Genomic DNA, 23,017 nt, shown 5'->3' with positions numbered 1-23,017 from the left:
AATCGATTCTATCCAATCTGGGCAGCCGCTTATTTTTTTGTATAATTAAGGTCCCAGATAATACCGAAAGGATCTTTTACTTTTGCAAATTTAGCTCCCCAGAACGTATTCTGCAATTCCATAAATACGGAGCCTTTTTTACTGATTTCATCATATAATCTTTGAATTTCAATCTCACTTTCCAGTTCTAATGCCAAGGAAATATTATTTCCGATCTCCAGCGGATGTCCCGGGAAGGAATCAGAAACCATAATTAAAAGATCGTCCTTGATCACTCGGGCGTGCATAATTTTGTCGTCAGCTTCTGCGGGTGTGGGAAACTCAGCGTCCCCAAAAGTCTGCACATCTGTAATTTCCGCCTGAAAGAGCTTTTTGTAGTACTGCAGTGCCTCTTTTGCATTGCCATCGAAGGTGAAATACGGTGTAATGGGTCCTATCAATCGAATCACTCCACAAGATTATTTTGTTATTTAAGATGTCAAAAATTTATACTCACTATAATTAAATTCGACAATATCTAAAGGAATCCTGCTTATTTACTGCCTGCTATTTCAGAGTCTGTAAAGGCAGGTGGCATTAATGAAATCTTTATGCCGCGTTTAGATAGACAGGCGGAAGCTTGGTCTTTATTGGCACTCCACACTGCTTCATTCAGTGAAAGTTCTACCGGTGCATCTGTTCGGATCCTTGCCAGATCTCTAGATAAATCAAGCATCTGCTTCTCCGTTTCGATTTTTAAACGCTGGCCGGGCTTTAATTTGTCCAGGTTTATTAGGATGTTTTCGATCGATTCAAACTCCTGTACGAGCTTAAGGGCAGTTTTTTCCCCAATGCCTTTCACTCCGGGATAATTATCGCTGGTATCTCCCATCAGTCCTTTTATATCGACAAGCTGTGCCGGACTGCATCCTTTCAGCTCCACCATGTTAGATTCGTTAAATACTTGATAATTACCCCTGCCTTTTTTCATAATTACTACTGAGATATTATTATTAATTAATTGAAGCATATCCTGGTCTCCGGTGAGAATGTAAATAAAATTCTCAGGTGCAAGCTGCGCCGCAAGAGTACCGATACAATCATCTGCTTCAAAATCAGGAATGCCGACATTTGGAACATTGAACCCTGTCATGACCTCTTTAGCCATTTCAAATTGAGGAATGAGTTCTTCCGGTGGTTCTGACCTGTTTGCCTTGTATTCCGGGTAAAGTCTTGACCGAAATGTATGACTTCCCATATCCCAGCAGCAAACGACATGTGTGGGCTGAAACGTCTCCACCGCGTGCAGAAAATATTTAATAAAACCGTTAACCCCATTCGTTGGCGTTCCTTCTGCATTCCTCATAAAATTGCCATGTACGGCTGTAGCAAAATATCCCCTGAATAATAAGGCCATCCCATCAACCAATAACACTTTTTTTTGATTCATTTTACTCTCCTTTCCAAGGTGTTTAAAAGATCTAAACTCAAATAATTATAAAAATCAATATCGATCCATAATGCGCACCCTGTTAAAAACAAAATGCTCCCCTGAAGTAAAAATAAGAGCCCCCAAACTGCAGCTGGTATATAGGTTAATTTAGCTAATATAGAAGCATCCCCTGCCTGTTTCGGCCTGCGAACACTGAGCAGAAATATATGCCAGCAGCTGAGAAACGACTGTGTTACTAAAACAAATGCAATTCCAGTTAACAAATAATTCAAAAATGGCAGAAAGTTAAAGTACCAAATGAAGTATCCTAAAAAAAGAACAGAAACAATCCAGAAAATTCCATAAATATTCCGAACCCAGAATAATAAATTATAGCTTAAAACAATTAACAACATTATTGCTGCACTTATAAACCACTGGTTGGCACATAAAAAAAGAAAACATACAGCAAAAATTGAGGCAAATGGATATCCAGATAAAGCTGTGAGTATCATCCCAAAACGATGATGATGCGCAGCAGCAGCACCTTCTGTACTTTGAAACAATGATATAGAAGTCACTCTCCCGCCGCTGATAGCAGCGGCCAGAGCATGACCACTTTCATGAATAAGTGTATTGAACATAGAAAAATATGCACCTACGACAGGAATATAGGTGACAGCTCCAATCGCAGCGGCAGCGAACAGTAAAAAAATGAAAACATCCAAGATATCACCTCATATTCATATTAGCAAACGAGCTCTCATGTCGCTAGTACGGGGAATTGATGAAAGCAAATACAGCTCGGTGATGACGAGTTTATTTGATCCATATATATTAAGTAAACGGATTTAGAAAGGCAGGTAATTGTCATGGCAATCCAACCACCACTTCTGCAGGCCGGTGATACAATCGGGATCGTTACACTTGGCAGCCCTATTGATGAAAGAACGGCGAAAGAGCGTATTATTACGCTGGAAAGTATGGGATTTAATGTAGTATTAGGAGAACACACATTTTCTCAAAATGGATTTTTGGCCGGATCTAATGAGGAGCGGGCAGAAGATTTTATGGGAATGATACGTAATGAAGAAGTTAAAATGATCCTTCCGTCCCGTGGAGGAGTTGGCGTGGCAGGAATACTTCCTTATTTAGATTTTGAAGTCATTCAAAATAACCCGAAAATCGTAACCGGCTACAGTGACATTACCGTGTTAATAAATGCTCTATATGAGTTTAGTAATTTAATCACTTTTCACAGTCTGATGCTGATTGATTTCAGAGTTAGTACTCCGGCGTACAATTTCAATCAATTTTATACCGCTGTCTCTACTACGCAGGCCCCCCGGACAATTGATAACCCGCCCGGCCTCCCTTTGGTCTCCCTGGTAGAAGGCAACGTGACAGGCCCTCTTGTTGGAGGTAATTTAACTTCATTTGCAGGATTGCTTGGAACAGAATATGAAGTCAGTACGAGTGGAAAAATTATCTTTTTAGAAGAAACAAATGAACCTTCCAATACCGTTTATCGATATTTAAAACAGCTTGAAATGGCTGGGAAATTTGACGATTGTCTAGGTATCGTAATGGGTGAATGTACAGGTTGTCCGGTATCTTATGGTGTCTCATACAATGAAGTGGTAGAAGATTTTCTTGCCCCTATAGGTAAGCCGCTTATTACTGGACTCGCTTCCGGTCATGGGCTTTTTAAGGCAGCTGTTCCAATTGGTGCTGAAATCAATTTAAATGCTGATGACGGTGTTTTAACAATATTGGAATCAAATGTTTCCTTACCTTAAGGGAAGTACACCTAAACGAATATTTAAAATTTTAATCATCTCAATAAATAAGTTCGATGAAAATACTCCTTTGATTTATCGTATTTGAAGAGAAAGCATCCCTCTATCTACTCAAATTAATTCATGAATGTTTTTCAGAAAGGTGCACTGGAAAATGGAGTAATAGAAAAACATTGGAGGGATTCTGGATGATGAGAGCTTTTAAAGTTACAGGGATGTGCATTTTGATGACAGGACTTTTTGCTTGCGGAGCTGAAGAGGAAACAGAAGCTCCTGCTTCAGATGAGGAAGGAACTGACGAACAGGCGAACGAAGATGAATCAGCAGATGAGAATTCAAAGACTGCCAGCGTTACTCTGCGGGATCAAGAGGAGAACGAAGTAGGAACTGCAGAGCTTGAAGAAGGAAGCGATGGTGTAAGCATTCAACTGGAAGCTTCCGGTATGCCTGAAAACAGTGAACACGGCTTTCATATTCACGAAACCGGGGCATGCGAACCTCCGGATTTTGAATCGGCTGAAGATCACTTTAACCCTGAGGATAGTGATCACGGTAAAGATACAGAAGATGGACCACATGCGGGGGATCTGCCTAATATTACGACTAATGAAAACGGAGAAGTGAAGGAGGATCTAACAGCCGAGAATGTAACTTTAGCAGCCGGAGAGCAGCATTCATTGCTTGAGAACGAGGGGACTTCTTTGGTAATCCATGAAATGCCTGATGATTATGAATCTCAGCCGTCTGGAGATGCAGGGGACCGTCTTGCGTGTGGTGTCATTGAATAAAAATATATGGAAAGGAGCTGTATCATAAATGATACTCGCCCCTTTTGTATGGTAAAAAAAGCAGTGGACAAGTCCTTCGCTTTCCGTGGGCAGCGCTTCAGCTAACCGGGCGAAACCCGCGCCCGGCGGATCTTCAGCCGCTGCTCTTCCCACTGGAGTCTTCGGACTTGTCCCCTGCTATCTTCTATTTAGGATACTACTTTTTCTATAACAAGGGGCTTTTGCTACAGCCCCCGCTTTTTGGAGAACTTGTGATTCGTGAAAACACCGGCTGTGACAGCTGATAACGAATCGTGAGGAAGTGCATGAGTGTAAGCAGTACAATACCAGTATTCATTCCAATAATAATTCCGGACATTTGCAGCTGAGGCATAGAACCAAGGAAATACATTAATATAAATGATACTGCTGTAGACCAAATGGAGTGTAAAAAAGCATCTTTTACAAGGCCGAGCCCAATAAGAAATGCTTGCATCGGTATGACAAAAAAGTGAAAAAAGAAATAAGGAACAAGCAATTCTAAATATATAGCTGCTGTATCGGCTTCAAAAAACAGCGCTGTTAATTCATGAGAATAAAAATAAAATATGGCCCCCGCAGGGATGGCATAGAGTAAAGTAAACATCATAATTTTAAACAAGAGTTGTTTTACTTTTTTTATTTCTTTATTGGCATAGGTTTCAGAAACTGTAGGAATCAGAATAATGAGCAGAGAATGAGCGATAAATGCTGGAAAAAAACCAATCGTAAAAGCGATTCCCGCCAGTTTCCCATATTGAACCATCGCCATTTCTTCCACCATTCCACCTTTTATTAAAGCGGCTTGAATTAAAAAAGGCTTAATGGCAAATGAAGCAGCATGAAAAATTCGCAGTCCTGTCGTAGGGAGTGATACCTTCAGCAGAGTGTTAAGAACAGATTGTTTAGGGAGAGACGGACTATCTTTTGTATGGTGTAATTTATGAAGTTGTCTTAGAAAAGCAGTAAAAATATACAAAAAAACTATAACTTCAGTGGCGATAAGGGTTAATAAAGCGATAAGAATCGCCAGCTCCTGTTCAAAATGAAACAATTGGAACACAGCCAGTAACAAAAGCAGCTGCACTGCTCTTCTTAAAAAATTCGCAATAGCAATCTTTGCCATACGCTGGATTCCCATAAAATAGCCTCGTGCCACCGATGAAAATGAAATTACAGGAATGAGCATTAAAAGCAGCCACGGTAAAGAACGATGATACGCATTAAAAACAGGTATGATTGGATAAATGATCACAGCAATAAATAGAAAAAATACAGTAAATGCAGCCGTGAAATGAAGTGTATGCTGCAAAAAACTACGGTGGTACACCTCATTTTGTTCAGCAACAGCTTTAGAAATAGAAATTGGCAGCTCCATACTCGCGATAACAACAAGAAAAACGATGGTCGGAAGAATGGCCATATACAAGCCGAGCCCTTTTTCGCCTAACTCCCGGGCAAGTACCATGTTAATTAAAAACTCAAGACATTCACCAAGAAAAGCCGCCATAATTAATAAGACGGTTCCTTTCATAAATGTATTCATGCACCCGCCCCTTCTCTATACATCTTTCCTTTATGTATATGAGTCCAGGCTGTATTTTTGAACAACCATTACGAATGTTTAGTCGTGAGGGCGTATAGTTTCAACATGGATATAAAGCCAGCAGCGGGACCGGGAAGAAGCAGAAGAAAAACATATTTCCAGCCGACCAATGTCTCAAATATTGGCACTAGTAAAATTACCAGTATGGTGAGAGCAAAGCCTACTGCTAACTGAAACGTTAATGCTGTTCCGACATATCTTTGATCAGCGTGCTCTGTCACCAGCGCAGAAAACTGTGCAGAATCAGCAATAATTGCCATACCCCAAATAATGCCAATAATGGCGGACAACCAAATTGCTCCTCCAAACGAAAAGCCTATCAGAATTGTCATGGAACCAGAGATACCAAGCGACCACAGCGTAATTTTTTCTCTTCCAAACTTATCAGCCAATACCCCTCCTGCCCATGCCCCAATGAATCCAGAACCAACTACCAGAAAAGTAATAATGGAAGATTTTGCAGCAGCATTCTCTGCAGAACCCGCTGCTATAATGCTCTCGGTAACAAATAGGCCAAACCAGGTCCACATCGCATACAGTTCCCACATGTGACCAAAATAACCAAAGTTTGCAAGTCTCACTGCTCTGTTTTTAAATGCTTTTGGAATTGATTTTGGGTCAAAGGGGGCGGACGGTGTCATAAATGGACCAACTGGAACTGCAGCATACACAAGCACTCCTGCTAATATAGAAGCACTCCCTGAAACCATTAAAACAAGCTCCCATGAAGGCATTCCAATGCCCCTGAACAGGTGTGGTGCTGAAGAACCTAACGTTAATGATCCTACAACAAAACCTAATGCCATCCCTCTTTTCAACTTAAACCAGGTGGATGTGAGTTTTAATCCTGGACCGTAAACACCGGCCAATGCCATTCCTGTAATAAACCTCATCAGCATGGCAGCGGTGAGATTATCTACTGCCATGGCAGTGAGGAGTGTGCTTAATCCAGCAACGACAGCAGACCAAAAAAACAGAACTGGCGGTATAATCCGGTCCGGAAGATTAAAAAAAGCAGAGAGCAGCGAACCCGTGACAAAACCCGCCTGCACCATGATCGTGATATAGCTGCCCTGGGCACTGCTTAATCCCCACTCTTCGGTTAATTCAGGGAGGACGGCTGTCATCGAAAACCATGTAGTCATAGTTCCCACCATAGCCGTTGCAAGAAAAAATAATATTTTATAATTAGGCTGTAATGTTTTTTGATGATAAACAGGAATATGACCCATAGAAACCTCTCTACTTCCGGTTTTATCCTATTAGATGTGCTTTCAGCGGTTGTTCCTTTATCCATTGTTCTGAATCGTATACATTTTCGATATACACCTGGTGCCACACCATAAAGGAGAGGATCGTCCAAAGCTTGCGGCTGTTATCTCCTTTATTTAAACAATGATCATCGAGGAGTATTGCTGCATAGGATTTATTTACATATTGATCGGTCTGGCTTGTTTTAATTAAATGGATTGCCCAGTCGTATAATTCATTTTTCAGCCAGTGTCTCAATGGTACGGGAAAACCGAGTTTTTTTCGCATATACACGTGATCAGGGACTATTCCCTGAAATGCTTTTCGCAGAATATACTTTGTCGTTCCCTGAGCTGTCTTCAGAGCAGGATCTATTTGAGAGGCAGCTTGAAAAACTTCCTTATCAAGAAATGGGACCCTTAATTCAAGGGAGTGAGCCATAGTCATCCGATCAGCCTTTACTAAGATATCACCCCGCAGCCACGAACATATATCAAGATGCTGCATTCTATTCACCGAATGCTGTTCTTTGGTGTCGGCAAACAGGTGCTTTGTGATGAGGTCATTCGGATAATTTGCCAGATAGTTCGTTAGTACCAGCTTCTTTTCCTTTTCAGAAAAAATGTTAGCATTACCGATATAGCGTTCTTCAAGGGAAGTGGTACCTCTTTCAATAAAGCTTTTACCTTTTATCCCATCAGGAATTATACGGGATATGCGATTTAACAGCTGTTTTAGAGCCAGCGGCATATATTGAAACATGGACAAACTTTGTGGCTCCCGGTAAATATTGTAGCCGCCGAATAATTCGTCAGCACCTTCGCCGGACAATACCACTTTTACACGTTTCCTTGCCTCCTCTGCTACAAAATAAAGGGGCACACAGGCCGGGTCAGCAAGCGGGTCATCCATATGCCACATAATTTTAGGCAGTGCCTCAGCGTAATCACCGGCAGAGATTATTTTACTGTAATTTTTGATATCAAGCTTGTCCGCTGTTTCTTCAGCTATATCTAATTCACTATAGCCTTCATGCTGAAAGCCGACAGAAAAGGTTTCTAAATCTGGTTTAACCTCTTTTGCGAGTGCTGCAATAATTGTAGAGTCAATGCCACCTGAGAGAAAAGCTCCAACAGAGGCATCGCTGCGCAAATGTTTCTCCACTGAATCCGACATGACTTCTTTAATTTGATGAATCCAGCTCTTTTCATTACTTTCAGAAGGCTGAAATACAGGTCTGAAATACGATTCAGAGAATGATTGGTCCCCGATGTTCTTATATACACAATTACCTGGTTCTATTTTTTGAATTCCCATGGTCATTGAATACGGCTCCGGCACGTATTGAAAGGACATATAATGATGAAGGGCTTGTAAATTAACGGGCTGACTGATATCAAGCATCAGAAGTGATTTCTTCTCCGAGGCAAAAAAGATTTTACCAGCTTCTTCTTTATAGAAAAGCGGCTTGATACCAAAATGGTCTCTCGCAGCAAAGGCATGTTTCCTTTCTTTGTCCCATATCACAAATGCAAACATGCCTCTCAGTCGTTTAACAGCTTCGGCTCCTTCTTCAGCATAAAGAGCAAGCAGCACCTCCGTATCTGATTCTGTTTCAAAATGAAGGCCCTTTTCTTTTAATTCTTTTCTAAGTTCTATGTAATTATAAATTTCGCCATTGAAAACGATCCAATATCGTCCGTTTTCATAGGAAAGAGGCTGCTGGCCATTTTCAAAATCTATAATACTTAATCTTCTAAAACCCATTTGAACATGATCACTTGTAAAATAGCCTTCCTGATCAGGACCCCTGTGTTTAATTTGAACGTTCATTTTTTCTATATAATCTTTCCCATCATATTCTACAGGATGGTCATGTATACAGGCTACAAATCCACACATATTTATCGCACCTTCCTTTAGATATCTCACGTATGTAACGTAAAATAAAAAGAATTGGTTACAAAAAATTTCACCACTCTTTTATAATTTTTTACATTTTCATACACTTTTTGATAAATAGTTCCATATAGAATGATAAACCAAATGATGGAAAAGAAAAACTCCTGACTCATGTAAATCTTTCGACAAAAAGATAAAACCGCCAGTTAAGAACCGGCGGTTTTATCTTTATAAGCTTTCATTTTTATTTAAATGAATTACTGCTTTTCTACGTTCGCTGCTTGTGGCCCACGCTGACCTTCAACAACTTCAAAAGTAACACTTTGACCTTCATCTAATGATTTAAAGCCTTCGCCTTGAATTGCAGAGAAGTGTACGAATACATCGTCAGCACCTTCGCGCTCAATAAAACCGAATCCTTTTTCTGCGTTGAACCATTTAACTGTACCTTGTTCCATGTTAACTATTCCTCCTTGTATGCTTTTGCATACAATCTGTATTCTTAAACTTGCTCTACTTGATGTAAGGCGAATCAGGTCAATAACCTTTATCCTGCTTAAAGAAGCGTGAACAATATTAAGTACTGTAACTTTACCATCTTTTTCATTGCCGCGCAAGGGTACTTAGTTTTTAAATCGAATCGTTCCTTTTGAAGTCTGTTCGATTAGATCCTTTTTCATTAACCTTCCTATCGCACGCTTGAAAGCAGCTTTACTTATATGGAAGGTATTCTTGATTTGCTCTGGACTGCTTTTATCGCTGAATGGTATTTCTCCTCCCTGTCTTGTAAGATGGATCAAAATCTCTTCTGCATCAGCATCCATGCTTTCAAGCTTTCGCGGCATAAGAGAAACATTAATGGTTCCATCTTCTTTAATTTTAATAATTCTTCCTGAGACCCTCTCCCCGAGCCGTGGTTCTTTTTCTCTTTCACTTTCATGCAAAAACGCTCTATAATACTCTGTTGTCCAAATGAACGTCCCTGCTTTTCCAGTTCTGTATACATATCCTTCGAACGGTTGATCTAATTTATCGGCCGCTGCTTTTTCAGATTGTTTTAAGATAACATCTTCTGAAGCCGGCTTAGCGAACAGTCGTCCACTTCTATCCATAGTCAAAGTTACGAATAACTTGTCGCCCCGTATTGGCCAGACTTCTTCAAAGTAGGGAAGATCGTCTTTAGAAACGAGCATATCTTTTTTTAAGCCAATGTGTAAAAAAGCGCCCAATTTCGGGAGCACATCTGCCACGGTTCCCCATCCGTAGCTCTTTCGTGTAGCTTCAGGAAGGTTCATAGTCGCAGTCATCCGTCCATCTTTATTGGTATATACAAACACACGTATCTGGTCTCCAACAACAATGCTGCCTTTTACATCCTGACGAGGAAGTTCGATAAACTGATTCTGTTTTTGCAGCAAGTACCCTTGTTTATTCTCTTTCACAGTCTCTAATGACTCAATAAACCCAACTTCTATCATAGATATCCTGCTTTCTATAAGTTCTATTATTTCTGTTTATCATGTTAGCATGAGGTTATATCTTATCGCAAAGGAGAGTTTCAATGAACCGCAGAGAAATGGAAGAAAAAATAATTGAAGGCTACAGGCAGGATGAAAAAATGATGATCCTGGTATATGCTCAATGGTGTATAAATCATGACCTTGACCCTATTAAGCTTTATAAAAAAGCGTATCCGGACCAAGTTGATAACCATGAGTTACATGAAGCTGTTCAATTAACAGTATCCAAAAAAGAATCGGAAACTATTCCTGATGAGACCCTTTTTGGCGTATTATCCTTGTTTGGAAATGAAGAGCTTGCTTTTGTCATCACTACGGAATTGAAAAAATAATTCAGATTGGAGCATAAGTAATTTTTATTTCTAATTTTTCTCACTTCGCCTGCCCCCTTTTTTATGATGGACATATCATAAAGAAGGAGGTGAAATATGTGAACAGAAACGAGAAGACATTAACGCAATGGAGACAAAATTGGAAATTTTTCTTATGGAAAATACAAAGTATCAATCGTGTTCCATATTGTGAAAGCAATTTCTGCCGGTTCGTCCGTGCCGACCTTGCTGCTGCTCCCGTATATATTCCGGATAAAGAAATGTATTTTTTCTTTATTCCCAAAATCGTTTCATATACCGAAGCACAGCGTCATTGCCATAAACTTGGTTCTTCCTGGAGGATTCCAGCCGTTGAAGAGTTGGAACACGTTTCGCCCTTTTTTGGGTACAGCACACATGTTAAGAATAAAATTCCCTGTCCCACTGCTGTTTGGGCCATAAAAGACAAAAAAGCTGTCATTGTCTATCTCTCTCCATTCAGCAATAAATTAATCTGCGAGGATTTGTCCATCTTTAAAATGAAAAGCAAAGCTAACATTATCAGTGTCTTTCCTTCTTAATGTTATTTGGGAGGGTAAAGTTATAAAAAGAACTGCCCCGGTTGGGACAGTCCTGAATAACTACGCAGAGCGAGAAGTGTCTTGGATAACATCCATGCGTTTACGATTTGTAGCAATAATATAAGCTGCTGTCAGAGCGATCAATCCCACAATTAATGTACCGATATTGAAGAGCCCCTTTTCACCGAACCAAACTATCGAATATCCTAAGGCTCCCGATAGAGTTGCATAGTAAAGAAATGGAATGATCGTCTTTCGTATAATAATTCCTTCTTTCCCGACAAGGCCGACCACCGCAGATGCTGCTACCACATTGTGAACACATATCATATTGCCCGCTGCGCCGCCTACTGCCTGCAGTGCAACTACCCAGGTCGGGTCAACACCAATTTGTGAACCGACATCATATTGAAACAGGGAAAACATCATGTTGCTGACGGTATTACTACCGGCTATGAAAGCACCAACTCCTCCAATAAATGTGGAGAAAATCGGCCAGAATTCTCCTGTTAGTGCTGCTACTCCGTTAGCGAGCTCAACAGGCATGCTTTCATACCCGGATCCTCCCCCCTCTGAGTTTAAAAACACCTGCACCATTGGTACCGTAAAAACGAGTGCTGTAGATGCCGCTATCATAGTTTTCGCTGATTTCCCCCATGCTCTTTTATAGCTTCCCGCGTTCATCCCGTGCAGGAAGAACGTAATCAGGGACACGACAATAAAAATAGTACCAGGGGAAAATAGCGGCTGGAAGCTTGCTGTAATGTCTGAACCGAACATATTAGGCAATTCTATAACCCACGCCTGCAGCCAGTCGACAAAAGGGAACACCTGGACTCTTGTAAAAATTAGAAATACCCCAATCAAGATATAAGGTGACCATGCTTTTATCATACTCATACTTCCTGAGCTGTGCGTTACCTCTTTAATTTCCATGCTTCCTGTCCATTCTGGATCCCAATTTGAACGCTCATCAAAAGTCCAAATATCATCTTCTTTCGGCATCAAGAATCCTTTTTTCGCTGAAGTTACGACAATAGCCAGTCCTACAATCCCTCCAATTAATGATGGAAACTCCGGACCCAGCGTATTTGCAACAATTACATATGGAATGGTCATAGAGACAGAGGCAAACAATGCAAATTTCCAAATTTTAAGTCCTTCCGAGAAGGATTTATTTTTCCCAAAGAATCTTGTCATAATAGCGACAACGAATAAAGGAATCAACAGGCCGGCGGCAGCATGAAGAATGGCTACCTGCCCTGCAATCTGAGTAGTCAAAGCGAGAAAGTCATTCGAGATACTAGAATCTGCCGAAAGACCGGTCTGTACACCAACCAGCATCGGCGTTCCAACAGCACCAAAGGAAACTGGAGTACTTTGAATAATCATACCTGCTACTACTGCAGCCATCGCTGGAAAACCAAGTCCTACTAGTAACGGAACCGCCACTGCAGCAGGAGTTCCAAACCCTGCAGACCCTTCAATAAACGAACCGAACAGCCATGCAATGATGATGACCTGAACTCTCCGGTCCGGGGAAATATCGGTGAATCCCTGTCGGATTGTTTTTATCCCCCCGCTTTCCTGCAGTGTATTTAATAATAAAATGGCTCCAAAAATGATAAACAGCAGGGTTCCTGCTGTTACCAGCCCATTCACTGAGGCTGCTGCCACTGTATTTCCAGGTACTCCCCATACAAATAGTGCTATCCCGACAGCGACAATATAGGATAGCGGCATCGCCTTACTTGCCGGCCAGCGAAGACCGACAAGAAAAATACCTACTACAATTATCGGTATCAAAGAAATAATTGCTAATGTTCCTGTATTCATAACCTCTCCCCCCGGTACATATTTTCAATCCATAATTAGGTAAATCTAATTAATAGATGCGTTCACACCTCCTTATTGTTGCTTATTAAACAACTAAGTTTCTATTATTATATTATTCATGATTAAAGAGTACTATGTAAGCGCTTTAAATTCAATAATATTCTAAAAATTATTTGTGGAAATAAAAACTGCCCCCCATATTTAGAGAGCAGCTGACGTGAGAATATATTATTTAAAAGGATTTTTCCATCGAGTAATTGCCGCATAATTGTGCGATTCTTCGTCTTCTATATAATTTTTCGCAATGCCGATCGGTGTTCTTCCACAGCTTAGTAAAAACGATAAAACTGGGTCTTTTAATTCACCCTGCAGAACCTGCCTGACATATTCATCCGGTGTCATTTTTTCAGCGACTTTATGATATCCTGGCAGCCGGCCGCCTCCAATTAATTGATCGAGCTGATGATGCACGACTATCTCGTACATTGCCTGCATCATTTTTTTACCAAGATCCCAATTTCTAAAAGATGGTCTAATACAAATATCTACTATATACAGCGTATTACCATTTGGATCATGATTACGGATAAATCCATCATCTGTCATTTCTTCCCAGGAATGCTCAACATCCGCTGTGTCTAATTGAACAATAAGAGCCGTCATTGAGCCAGCAAGCGTGCCTTCGATCTCAGCACATAACGCTCCGTCAGGAAAGAAGGTGACATGATTTGAGAGCTGATCTTTATCCCAGAGCAGTTCTGGTGAAAATGGCGGCGGGAAGCTTTCTCTTTGAATTTCAATCAATTCATTAAAATCATTTTTCGTATAATTTCGGATCGATACTGGAAAATACTTATTCTCATTCTTCATAAAAAATTGATTGTGATATGCCATGTTACTATGGCCTCCTGTTAATCGATCATTACGATTTGACCACCGACATCCGGATATAGATCAAACCGGCGGTCGCGCCAAGTCGTGACCGATCCTTTTTCCCTTACATTATACAGTAATTCAAGGTCAAGATCAGCTGTAATGATCATATCTCCATTACGCTCCCCTTCCATTAAAAGACCATGCTGTGGAAATGGAATATCATTTGGTGTAATAATTGCAGCCTGCCCATAGTTTGCTCTCATAAAATCAACAGTCGGAAGCGAGCCCACTGTACCAGTGGTCACAACGTAAAGTTGATTTTCTATCGTTCTTGCATGAGCCGTATAGCGAACCCTATAATAACCATGCTGGTCATCTGTACAAGAAGGACAAAACAATACATCTGCGCCAAGCCCCCGAACCATTCGAACAACCTCTGGAAATTCAACATCATAGCACGTCAGCAGTGCAATTTTCCCCTTCTCGGTGTCAAACACTTGAAGTGATTCTCCAGGAGTAATGTTCCATTCTTCTTTTTCTGTAGGTGTTATATGAAGCTTTGCTTGTTCTGCTATACGCCCATCAGGGTAAAATAGGTAGGCAATATTATATAGTTTCTCATTTTTCTTAGTAATATGAGTTCCGCCTATTATATGAGCCCCTGTTTCAATAGCAAGAGATTGAAACAAATTACAATAACGTTCCGTGTAATCATCTAAATCCTCTATGGATATTCTGCTGCCGTCTTCTCTGGGGATACTGAGCAGCTGGGTCGTAAACAATTCGGGAAATAATATAAAGTCCGCTTCATATTCTGCTGCGGTTTTTACATAATTTGTTACCTGAGCAGCAAATGATTCAAAGTTTGGAATGGAATGAAGGTGGTATTGCACTGCAGATACACGATATTTCATGTATATCCCTCCTCTGATCGTATGAGGTTTATAATACGTTAATATACTCTTATTTCCTCACTCTTATCTATGTTAATACCGTTTTTTATGGAAAGCAAGAAAAATTTATTGCTTTTATTATCTTATTGTAGCTCTATATCTTATGCGTTTAATTCTTATTTGCACAGGATATTAAATAATAGACTCATGGAATATCTAAATCATATTTCTCAAAGTGACTAAATATTCACTGGAAGTGAAGGAATAGAGTCTCTTTGTGAATGATGCTTAGAAACAGAAACAGAGAGCACATCAAATAGTCCACCCATAATATTAATAGGAGGGGAAAGTATTGAAAAAAGAAAATGTCTTATCGTTTTTATTTAAAAAGGAACAGGATATGCCTAATAACGAGCATTTACCGGTATTATTTTATAGAGGTGCTTTCAAAGAAGACCCTGCAGAGTGTGAAGCCATATTTCATAAGCACTATTGGAAGAACAGCTGGCGGGGAAGTGTTTTAGACTACCATCATTTTCATAGTAATGCTCATGAAGTTCTGGGAGTTGCCAACGGAGAGGCTAAAATTAAAATTGGAGGAAAGAAAGGAACTACCTTTGATGTTGCTGCGGGTGATGTAATTGTTTTGCCGGCAGGTACAGGGCACAAAAAAATGGACGAGAGTTTTAATTTTCAAGTGATTGGGGCCTATCCCGGAGGAGCGGATTATAACATGAAAACAGCTTATAGTGAAAAAGAAATACAAGATATTACCGAGGTTTCTTTACCTGATGCTGACCCTGTTTTTGGAAGAGAAGGGCCATTGACTAAACTATGGAAGGTGGGACATAACGGTTCTGAAGTTTAAAAAAACACTTCCGATTATCAATAAGTGATAGTCGGAAGCGATTTGCAAGATACTTTATGAAGCGGCAAATCCTTCCAATAGGGATTGCCTCCTTCACTTTGGTTGTTGTAACAGACTTATTAAGACCTTTCCAAATGTGCATTTTTCTCTCTCAGCACGTCCATCACTGCTGAATAGTCTTCCTCATGAACATTAAATTGAAGAATGTAATTTAAATCGCGGCTTTCGGATGAGACTTTAAATAATGATTCTTTCTCCCCGCTGTCAACATTTACCGGGGCTGGAATCGGGCCCGCCCCGGAAGAACCTGATCCTGAGGACTGGATTGGAACAAGAATAGTTCTGTCAGCTTCTTCCGGTATGCTGTCGATGAGCATATCTTCTACTCTCAAAGACTGTAATTTTATCTTTGCACTTTCCGCATCATTTTCTGTAAAGAAATAAGCCTGTACATTTTTCAATGCTGACCACTCCCTTCTTTACTTTTATAATAGCCGATTTATGAAACTTTAAACTATTTATTCATCTTCAACGACACGGACTGCTCCAACAAAAGCATTTCTCCAATATGAGGTATATTCAGTATAGTTTACGCCAAGTGTTCTCGTGGCATGTAATAATGAATTTTCATTAATATATATCGCGACATGATTAATAATACCGTCAACATCTGTATCAAAAAATACCAGATCTCCCCTTGTTAAGTACAGTTCAGGAACCGGCAGACCGGCCTCTATCTGGTTTCTGGAAACTCTCGGCAGTTCAATGCCATGTTCTTCAAATATACGTTTTGTAAAAGAAGAACAATCGAATTCTTCCGTTTGCCCAGGGTCTGCACCAAATAAATAAGGAGCCCCCTGATAGCTTTCACCTGTTTTAATAACTTTATCGACGAGTGCTCCCGCATCTTTTGATAAGATATTTGTTGTGAAGGCATTTTCTGGATCATTCCATTCAGTATACTTTTGATGGGCACGATCCATAACAGTAGCCATCTGAGCTCTTGTAATATGAGCATCAGGCTGAAAACTCCCGTCTTTTTTACCGGTGACGATTCCATACTTATTCGCAACAGCTGCATATCCGCGCTCCTCCTCAATAATTTCTGAATCATCTGTAAAAGTGGTGCTTTCATTGGTTGAAAGTGCCTCTCTCTCCAGGTTTAAAGCCCGGACCAGTACCTTTGTCACCCACATACGTTCAGCAGAAGCATTTCCACCAACGTATTCATTTTCTTTGACTATTCCTTCTTCGAGTGCGACGGCAACATATCCTTTAGCCCAGTCATTTCTGTCACTGTAAAAGTAGCTGCCAGCACCCGGCATATTGATACTTACAGATGGATCTACTGCGAATGCTCTATCTTCCAAATCCAGCATCCGGACTGCAGTAATAATCGTCTGCATCCAAGTAACATCGTTTAATGGTTTAAATGTCCCGTCATCATATCCATTAAATATTTCTTTTGTCCTCATTAATTCAATGGAGTCTGCACTCCAATAGTCCCCGGGAACATCAATAAATGAAGTCCGATTTACCCGTTCGTCCCCGCTGTAATCATCTTCATTCTCAGCATATCCAATGTTGGGGGCCGTTATTAGTAACAGAGCAGCTATACAGATTAGTGGTATTTTTTTCACAGTCTCCTCCTTGCAATAGTGGAATTATTGTTAATAATATGTAATATATACTAAAAATTTTACCGAATAATAGGTCAAAAATCTAGTTATATATGAAAAAAGTTTGAAAACAATAAGTCAAATACAGTTCAAAAGACTCATTACATATACTGTTAGGAAAACTTGAAAAGGGAATATCAGAAAAAAGCTTAATACTTTGCCAATTAATTTTGTGAAAGCTGGAATTTTATAATACATAGAAAATGAGCCGGGATCTAAAAGATCCCAGCTCATGATTATTAGAGGGCTTTTGAGACTAACGATTACATTTTTTGTGTCAGCGCACAGAACTGTGCGGATCGATCACAAATTTCTTGGCAGCTCCTTTATCAAAATCCTGATATCCATTTGGAGCTTCCTCCAAAGAAATTAAGGTGGCATTAACAGCTTTTGCAATTTGGGCTTTCCCGGATAATATTGATTTCATTAAACCGAGATTATACTGCATAGCAGGGGTTTGACCGGTTACGAATGTATGGGCCTTTGCCCAACCTAAACCAAATCGAATTTTTAATGAACTACTTTTGCTTCTTCTTCTACTGCTCCAGGGTCTTCTGTTACGTATAACCCGGGGATACCCAGCCTGCCTCCTGCTTTAGTTACATCCATAATTGTGTTTAACACGGTGGCTGGCGCTTCTCCCGCGCCTTCGCCGTGCCCTGATGCTTCAAATCCAACTGCATCGACGGCACTGTCTACCACAGGCTCTCCCAAGATTTGGTCGATCTGCTCGCCCAGATTATCATGTTGTTTTACGTTAACCGTTTCACAGCCAAAGCTTTCAGCCTGCTGCAATCTTTCTTCATTCAAATCACCTACAATAACTGTGGACGCTCCAAGCAACTGAGCTGAATGAGCTGCCGCAAGGCCTACTGGGCCGGCCCCCGCGACATAAACGGTGGAGCCAGTCTGCACACCCGCGGTATAAGCTCCATGAAATCCGGTAGGGAAAATATCTGAAAGCATCGTCAAATCGAGAATTTTTTCCATAGCAAGATCTTTATCCGGAAATTTCAATAATTGAAAGTCAGCATATGGGACCATCACATACTCTGACTGTCCTCCTACCCAGCCTCCCATATCAACATAGCCGTAGGCTGCACCCGGACGTTCCGGATTTACAGTTTCACAAATATGCGTCTTCCTTTCCCGGCACATTTGACAGCGGCCGCAGGCTATATTAAAAGGAACAGATACAATATCCCCTTTTTGTATAAATTCAACGTCTCTGCCGCATTCAATTACTTCTCCTGTGATTTCATGTCCCAGCACTATCAGGAGCCGTGGTCCTCCCTCTTACCATATGCTGATCGCTGCCGCAAATGTTTGTGGTCACTACTTTAAGGATCACGCCGTGTTCGCACTTTCGATTCACATTCGATGCAGGAACCCCTGGTCCGTCTCTTAAAATAAGTTCCGGGTAACTAATGTCTTCTACTTCCACCTTCCCTGCTCCTTTGTACACAACTGCGTTGTTCATACGATCCCTCCTTATTTATATTGATATGCTTTTCTCCACTCCATCACCATTTGTCAAAATGTAATAAATATTTAGAATTTTCCTGATTCTTTCAATGCCATACCCTGTCTGTACTAAAGAAAAACTTATTCTCTCGCCAAGTCAAACAGCGAAAATTCTTTGTTTTTCACTTCCTTTTATACTTGAATAAATTTTAAAAGTAAATTTCACAACAATATTTACGAATATTAAAAGATATTTTATCAATACCATTCGACTTTCGCTTCATGCGAACGCCATGGGCTTGGTCTCAGCCTCCTCGGCCGCTATACGCTGCCTGAGGGATTTTCAGCCGATGCTTTTCCCGCAGGCGTCTCGTTTGCTCCACTCTAATCAACCATCTCTTATGTGTGTAGAGGCGTAATCATATATATAGCTTATCCCACGACGCACAGGACGTGGCCAACATCGACACTAGCACGTCCGGTGCGTCGCGGAACAGCACGAGTCTCAAGACTCCACAGGCAGTATTCTTTCTGCCTATGGCTTGAGCCGTGCCCGCGGAAAGCGAAGCGTTTTGACGGAGCAATTATGAAAACTTCATTTTTAACAAACAATCCAGACAGTTTCAATAGAAACGTCTGGATTTTGCAATAAATAATTTACATTTGTCCCAGCCTCTTACTGGTATTTCATTTTTTTCTTTATGGAGTCTCTTGGCTCCCAGCAGTTGAATTTGTAATGTGATTTTGTTTCAAAGCCGAGCCTGATACATGAGTGATATGCTTTCTTCCCCTGTGGTTTTTTGGTTTCAAACCAGATACAGGTGGCACAGCAATGATAATCTTTCTTAGACATATTGATTATTCCTTCATTTCTGCTGCATACCTTGAAAGCTCCATAATCATCGCCCCCATGCGCTCATGCTCTGGAGCTACAACCCGCGTTACACCATTTTCATAAAGTGCCTCCGTCGTAACTTTACCTACTGAAGCAGCTAATACATTGCTCTGAAATAAATCTTTCAATTCCACGTTCTTATTTTCTGCCTTCGCAAACGAAAATAATGAATGTACCTGCAGCTGAGTGGTAAAACACACACCATCCACGAACCCTCCGAAAATTTCCTCCATAAGCTTTGCGGGAACTTCCGGTTCAGGAGGGGTATGCTTGTAGGGTAGAATCTCCTCAACTGACGCCCCCTGTTCTGAAAAAAATCCTTTCAGAACTGGAGAAGGGATCCCGTGCAGTTGAATATACACGAGAGCATTACTAAAATCGACCGCATTTAAGGCATTTACCAAACCGGCAGTGGTACCGTCATCATCTTCTGCATCAATTGATATATGAAGTTTTTTCAATGTATTGATTGTTTTATATCCTCGTGCTGCAATCTTTGAGCTGCGTAAGAGGTCAAGGAATTCTGTTTTTAAATGAGCGGCCTCTGCGGTTTGTATCAATTTTTCTGTGCCCATCCCTGTCGTTAATATAATCCAATCAGGTTTGTCTTCGATCATTTTTGTTATTGCAGGAGCGAGCTCTTTCTCCCGTGAAAAAGTAGTGCCCTGCAGAGGCCGGAGTAAGGCTTCTCCACCCTGGCGTTCAATAAGAGCAGTAATTTCTTCGGTTTTTCGAGATCCGGCAATAGCTATTTTTTTGCCCATTAATCCTTTGGTCAAATCAAACGCTCCTCTCTAGTTTTATCATTAGTATACATACACTCTTTCCACATGAAAAGAACTGCTTCCCTGCATTGAAGGATAGGCATGATTTTATTTAGATTGAGCAGATGTATTTGAACGTACAGGAGTTTCGTTTTCTTCCTCCGGCGAGGTTTTTGTTATAAAAAAACATAATACAAATCCAATGAGAGCCAAGACACTAGCCACCCAAAAAGCAGTATTTACGCCTCGAATCAATATTTCTGTGTCTACATCAGAGCCCATCCCTGCGGCGGCCATCGTCATCACTGAAACGAGCAGTGCGGTGCCAATCGATCCGGATACTTGTCTCATCGTATTATTAACTGCTGTTCCGTGCGGTATTAATCGTCGTGGCAATTCATTTAGACCAGCTGTTGTCACAGGCATCATCACCATAGCAACACCGAGCATTCGAAAGGTGTAAACAAAGGTTAAATATCCAAAAGATGTTTCCGGTGTCAGGATCGTATACATGAAATTGGACAGCATAATAAGACCAAAGCCTGTCAGAGCCAGCCACCTTGCTCCAATTTTATCAAAAATTCTACCTGTAATGGGAGACATGATACCCATCAGTATAGCTCCCGGCATCATCATTAATCCTGACTCAGTCGCCGAAAAATTTCTCATATCCTGCATATAAATAGGAAGTACTGTAGTCGCTCCGATTAATGCCATAAAGACAAGCATACCGATTATAGTTGTTAAGGTGAAAATTTTATATTTAAACACTCTGATCTTTAAGATCGGCTGTTTGAGCCTTAGCTGTCTTATGAAAAATATTATTAGGGAAAAAACCCCGATTGCCAGAGGAGCCGTTACTACAACGCTGTTCCACCCATTGCTTCCGGCCGAACTGAATCCATACAGGATCCCTCCAAATCCAAAAGTAGAAAGGATAATGGAAGCAATGTCTACTTTTGGAAAGGTGCGCTCCGTTACATTTTTTAATATAAAATAGCCTAAGATTATGTCAATAACAGCAATTGGAAAAACAATATAAAATAAAGTCCTCCAGTGAAAATGATCCACCATTACACCAGATAATGTGGGCCCAATTGCTGGCGCAAAAGATATGACGAGTCCGAATATTCCCATAGCCGTTCCACGTTTTTCAACCGGAAAAATGAGCAGAATTACTGTCTGCATTAATGGAAGCATTATCCCGGCTCCTGCTGCCTGTATGATTCGACCTGCCATTAGTATAGTGAAATTAGGGGAAACCGCACAGATTAATGTTCCAGCAGCAAAGATGCTGATAGCAGATAAAAACAGCCTTCTCGTTGTAAAAGATTCTATTAAAAAAGCTGTAATCGGGATCATTATTCCATTTATTAACATAAAAATGGTAGTCAGCCACTGAGCTGTATTAGCCGAAATGGATAAATCACGCATTATCGGAGGCAAGGCGGTTGCAAGTAAGGTTTGATTTAATATCGCAACAAACGCTCCCATAATTAAAACCGTCATGATTGGTACTTTTTTTATGGATGGTGCTGAATTTGTTTCTTCCATAATGTTATCGCCTACTTCTCAAAGGTTTGAAAGATTATTAGTTTATGAATGGAATTAAGTTAAATTTAATCCCAGTCTCTCATTTAAGTATGAGGTCAGCGCTTTCGCTACAGCTGGACGTGCTTCAGCTGCATGCAGCTCTTCATGAAGATGGGTTTTCATTTCCTGAAGCTCTGATTTTTCTTTCATTGATAGTGACGAATGATCAATAGCTTTTTCAATTGATCGAAACATTTCTGCTGTTTTCTCTTCTTGGGTTTTCTCTGTGCTTCTTTTCGCAAGCTTTGTGAATTTCTCCATCATAGAGTCGGTAACCAGCGGTATACTTGCCTCCTGGTGCTCAATAATAATTTCCAGTAAATATATGATTTTTTCCGCTGCTTCTTCAGGCGCAATATCTATTTTTTCTTCAGTCATCAATAGCATATATTCCCTCATCGTTCCTTGAAATAATAAAACAAGGTCCCAAACTGAGTTTTTAATGGCATGTTCACTGAAAGCATCAAGCAGACATCTCTTATGCCAGTTTACAAGAACGGCTTTTGTCTTTTTCATTAAAGGCACAATTTTCTCACTCTCTTTAAGGGAGTGCAGTCTATATAACAGGAGAAAAAATTCCCGGTTTTCATTTAGCCCCGTCATTTCAAGCACAATTTTTTTCTTAAAACGTTCTCTAGGTGATAAAACATGGTCCAAGTCTACTTTTTCTGCACTTTCCAGCATTAAAGCATAGTTTCTTTCCACCACATGCTTTAATATGTCCTCTTTTGAAGAAAACAGCTTGTAAATAGATCCCTTGGACATTCCGCAGGACGTGGCGATTTCCTGTACGGAAGTTGGGAAATATCCTTTTTGAAGAAATAAATTCATTGCCTGATCCAATATCATTTCTTTTTTTACCATCTACAGCTGCTCCTTTATATGAAAGTAGTGACTAAGTGGTCACGATAGAACTAATGAGTTCTTCAGGACCTTTATAAGTTTAAGACTCCTTACTGAAT

Annotated in this window: 21 protein-coding genes and 1 pseudogene; 5 read left to right on the top strand and 17 right to left on the bottom strand. The window is 40.5% G+C overall.

Going from position 1 to position 23,017, the window contains the following annotated elements; translation table 11 throughout:
* Positions 1-29: 29 nt before the first annotated feature.
* From ACE4RR_RS11300 to ACE4RR_RS11290, 3 genes are all read right to left on the bottom strand, one after another.
* Positions 30-449 (bottom strand): VOC family protein, encoded by a 420-nt coding sequence (locus ACE4RR_RS11300; protein WP_375535528.1) that lies wholly within the window; start codon positions 447-449, stop codon positions 30-32.
* Between the two features lie 83 nt (positions 450-532).
* The gene (locus ACE4RR_RS11295) at positions 533-1,429 is read right to left on the bottom strand and encodes a 5'-3' exonuclease (RefSeq protein WP_375535527.1); all 897 of its coding nucleotides are present in this window, start codon (positions 1,427-1,429) and stop codon (positions 533-535) included.
* Positions 1,426-2,139 (bottom strand): M50 family metallopeptidase, encoded by a 714-nt coding sequence (locus ACE4RR_RS11290; RefSeq protein WP_375535526.1) that lies wholly within the window; start codon positions 2,137-2,139, stop codon positions 1,426-1,428. The genes ACE4RR_RS11295 and ACE4RR_RS11290 overlap by 4 nt, the downstream gene beginning before the upstream one ends.
* A 144-nt stretch (positions 2,140-2,283) precedes the next feature.
* Between ACE4RR_RS11290 and ACE4RR_RS11285 the strand changes: the two genes are divergently transcribed.
* Both ACE4RR_RS11285 and ACE4RR_RS11280 read left to right on the top strand, forming a co-directional pair.
* Positions 2,284-3,210, top strand: a complete 927-nt coding sequence (locus tag ACE4RR_RS11285) for a S66 peptidase family protein (RefSeq protein WP_375535525.1) — start codon at positions 2,284-2,286, stop codon at positions 3,208-3,210.
* 188 nt (positions 3,211-3,398) lie between these two features.
* Entirely contained in the window at positions 3,399-3,998 is a 600-nt protein-coding gene (locus ACE4RR_RS11280; protein WP_375535524.1) for a superoxide dismutase family protein, read from the top strand.
* Between the two features lie 205 nt (positions 3,999-4,203).
* Here ACE4RR_RS11280 and ACE4RR_RS11275 read toward each other — a convergent pair whose 3' ends face one another.
* The 5 genes from ACE4RR_RS11275 to ACE4RR_RS11255 form a co-directional block, all read right to left on the bottom strand.
* On the bottom strand, positions 4,204-5,562 hold the full coding sequence (locus ACE4RR_RS11275; protein ID WP_375535523.1) for an oligosaccharide flippase family protein: 1,359 nt from the start codon (positions 5,560-5,562) through the stop codon (positions 4,204-4,206).
* 68 nt (positions 5,563-5,630) lie between these two features.
* Positions 5,631-6,779: an MFS transporter gene (locus ACE4RR_RS11270; RefSeq protein WP_375535608.1), complete on the bottom strand. Its 1,149-nt coding sequence runs from the start codon at positions 6,777-6,779 to the stop codon at positions 5,631-5,633.
* Between the two features lie 97 nt (positions 6,780-6,876).
* Positions 6,877-8,775 carry an asparagine synthase (glutamine-hydrolyzing) gene (gene asnB, locus ACE4RR_RS11265; protein WP_375535522.1) on the bottom strand — a complete coding sequence of 633 codons (1,899 nt, stop codon included), beginning with the start codon at positions 8,773-8,775 and terminating at the stop codon, positions 6,877-6,879.
* Positions 8,776-9,032: 257 nt separating this feature from the next.
* Positions 9,033-9,233 (bottom strand): cold-shock protein, encoded by a 201-nt coding sequence (locus ACE4RR_RS11260; RefSeq protein ID WP_375535521.1) that lies wholly within the window; start codon positions 9,231-9,233, stop codon positions 9,033-9,035.
* Between the two features lie 165 nt (positions 9,234-9,398).
* Positions 9,399-10,253, bottom strand: coding sequence for a CvfB family protein (locus ACE4RR_RS11255; RefSeq protein ID WP_375535520.1), 855 nt, complete (start codon positions 10,251-10,253; stop codon positions 9,399-9,401).
* 83 nt (positions 10,254-10,336) lie between these two features.
* Here ACE4RR_RS11255 and ACE4RR_RS11250 point away from each other — a divergent pair, with 83 nt between their 5' ends.
* Both ACE4RR_RS11250 and ACE4RR_RS11245 read left to right on the top strand, forming a co-directional pair.
* A complete protein-coding gene (locus ACE4RR_RS11250; protein WP_375535519.1) occupies positions 10,337-10,627 on the top strand; it encodes a hypothetical protein in 291 nt (96 codons plus the stop codon).
* A gap of 98 nt (positions 10,628-10,725) precedes the next feature.
* On the top strand, positions 10,726-11,187 hold the full coding sequence (locus ACE4RR_RS11245) for a hypothetical protein (protein ID WP_375535518.1): 462 nt from the start codon (positions 10,726-10,728) through the stop codon (positions 11,185-11,187).
* Between the two features lie 60 nt (positions 11,188-11,247).
* Here the strand turns inward: ACE4RR_RS11245 and ACE4RR_RS11240 are convergent, their stop codons facing one another.
* The 3 genes from ACE4RR_RS11240 to ACE4RR_RS11230 form a co-directional block, all read right to left on the bottom strand.
* A complete protein-coding gene (locus ACE4RR_RS11240; RefSeq protein WP_375535517.1) occupies positions 11,248-13,023 on the bottom strand; it encodes an L-lactate permease in 1,776 nt (591 codons plus the stop codon).
* A 228-nt stretch (positions 13,024-13,251) separates the two neighbouring features.
* The gene (locus ACE4RR_RS11235) at positions 13,252-13,917 is read right to left on the bottom strand and encodes a GNAT family N-acetyltransferase (RefSeq protein ID WP_375535516.1); all 666 of its coding nucleotides are present in this window, start codon (positions 13,915-13,917) and stop codon (positions 13,252-13,254) included.
* A 17-nt stretch (positions 13,918-13,934) separates the two neighbouring features.
* Positions 13,935-14,813 (bottom strand): carbon-nitrogen hydrolase family protein, encoded by an 879-nt coding sequence (locus ACE4RR_RS11230; protein ID WP_375535515.1) that lies wholly within the window; start codon positions 14,811-14,813, stop codon positions 13,935-13,937.
* Between the two features lie 331 nt (positions 14,814-15,144).
* On the opposite strand from ACE4RR_RS11230, the gene ACE4RR_RS11225 reads away from it, so the two are divergent.
* Positions 15,145-15,660 (top strand): cupin domain-containing protein, encoded by a 516-nt coding sequence (locus ACE4RR_RS11225; protein WP_375535514.1) that lies wholly within the window; start codon positions 15,145-15,147, stop codon positions 15,658-15,660.
* Positions 15,661-15,779: 119 nt separating this feature from the next.
* On the opposite strand, the gene ACE4RR_RS11220 is transcribed toward ACE4RR_RS11225, so the two are convergent.
* The 6 genes and pseudogenes from ACE4RR_RS11220 to ACE4RR_RS11195 all read right to left on the bottom strand — a co-directional run bounded on the left by ACE4RR_RS11220 (position 15,780) and on the right by ACE4RR_RS11195 (position 22,919).
* Positions 15,780-16,121, bottom strand: a complete 342-nt coding sequence (locus ACE4RR_RS11220; RefSeq protein WP_375535513.1) for a hypothetical protein — start codon at positions 16,119-16,121, stop codon at positions 15,780-15,782.
* Positions 16,122-16,178: 57 nt separating this feature from the next.
* Positions 16,179-17,300: an NlpC/P60 family protein gene (locus ACE4RR_RS11215; protein WP_375535512.1), complete on the bottom strand. Its 1,122-nt coding sequence runs from the start codon at positions 17,298-17,300 to the stop codon at positions 16,179-16,181.
* 316 nt (positions 17,301-17,616) lie between these two features.
* Positions 17,617-18,819, bottom strand: a pseudogene (fdhA, locus tag ACE4RR_RS11210) (formaldehyde dehydrogenase, glutathione-independent).
* Positions 18,820-19,661: 842 nt separating this feature from the next.
* Entirely contained in the window at positions 19,662-20,477 is an 816-nt protein-coding gene (locus tag ACE4RR_RS11205) for a uroporphyrinogen-III synthase (protein WP_375535511.1), read from the bottom strand.
* 93 nt (positions 20,478-20,570) lie between these two features.
* Complete coding sequence (locus ACE4RR_RS11200) at positions 20,571-22,016, bottom strand: MDR family MFS transporter (RefSeq protein ID WP_375535510.1); 1,446 nt, start codon at positions 22,014-22,016, stop codon at positions 20,571-20,573.
* 54 nt (positions 22,017-22,070) lie between these two features.
* Positions 22,071-22,919 carry a TetR/AcrR family transcriptional regulator gene (locus tag ACE4RR_RS11195; protein WP_375535509.1) on the bottom strand — a complete coding sequence of 283 codons (849 nt, stop codon included), beginning with the start codon at positions 22,917-22,919 and terminating at the stop codon, positions 22,071-22,073.
* Between the last annotated feature and the right edge of the window lie 98 nt (positions 22,920-23,017).

Origin of the sequence: Alteribacillus sp. HJP-4, from assembly GCF_042139015.1 — a bacterium.
In the GTDB taxonomy this organism is placed as follows: domain Bacteria; phylum Bacillota; class Bacilli; order Bacillales; family Marinococcaceae; genus JBHIKY01.
This window is presented reverse-complemented; position numbering and strand designations above follow the sequence as displayed.

Excerpts from the sequence above, each read along its gene's own strand:
- ACE4RR_RS11230 (WP_375535515.1), bottom strand. The coding sequence starts at position 14,813 with ATGAAATATCGTGTATCTGCAGTGCAATACCACCTTCATTCCATTCCA.
- ACE4RR_RS11240 (WP_375535517.1), bottom strand. The coding sequence starts at position 13,023 with ATGAATACAGGAACATTAGCAATTATTTCTTTGATACCGATAATTGTA.
- ACE4RR_RS11280 (WP_375535524.1), top strand. The coding sequence starts at position 3,399 with ATGATGAGAGCTTTTAAAGTTACAGGGATGTGCATTTTGATGACAGGA.
- ACE4RR_RS11285 (WP_375535525.1), top strand. The coding sequence starts at position 2,284 with ATGGCAATCCAACCACCACTTCTGCAGGCCGGTGATACAATCGGGATC.
- ACE4RR_RS11260 (WP_375535521.1), bottom strand. The coding sequence starts at position 9,233 with ATGGAACAAGGTACAGTTAAATGGTTCAACGCAGAAAAAGGATTCGGT.
- ACE4RR_RS11195 (WP_375535509.1), bottom strand. The coding sequence starts at position 22,919 with ATGGTAAAAAAAGAAATGATATTGGATCAGGCAATGAATTTATTTCTT.
- ACE4RR_RS11200 (WP_375535510.1), bottom strand. The coding sequence starts at position 22,016 with ATGGAAGAAACAAATTCAGCACCATCCATAAAAAAAGTACCAATCATG.
- ACE4RR_RS11250 (WP_375535519.1), top strand. The coding sequence starts at position 10,337 with ATGAACCGCAGAGAAATGGAAGAAAAAATAATTGAAGGCTACAGGCAG.
- ACE4RR_RS11270 (WP_375535608.1), bottom strand. The coding sequence starts at position 6,779 with ATGGTGGGAACTATGACTACATGGTTTTCGATGACAGCCGTCCTCCCT.
- ACE4RR_RS11295 (WP_375535527.1), bottom strand. The coding sequence starts at position 1,429 with ATGAATCAAAAAAAAGTGTTATTGGTTGATGGGATGGCCTTATTATTC.
- ACE4RR_RS11275 (WP_375535523.1), bottom strand. The coding sequence starts at position 5,562 with ATGAATACATTTATGAAAGGAACCGTCTTATTAATTATGGCGGCTTTT.
- ACE4RR_RS11255 (WP_375535520.1), bottom strand. The coding sequence starts at position 10,253 with ATGATAGAAGTTGGGTTTATTGAGTCATTAGAGACTGTGAAAGAGAAT.
- ACE4RR_RS11235 (WP_375535516.1), bottom strand. The coding sequence starts at position 13,917 with ATGGCATATCACAATCAATTTTTTATGAAGAATGAGAATAAGTATTTT.
- asnB (WP_375535522.1), bottom strand. The coding sequence starts at position 8,775 with ATGTGTGGATTTGTAGCCTGTATACATGACCATCCTGTAGAATATGAT.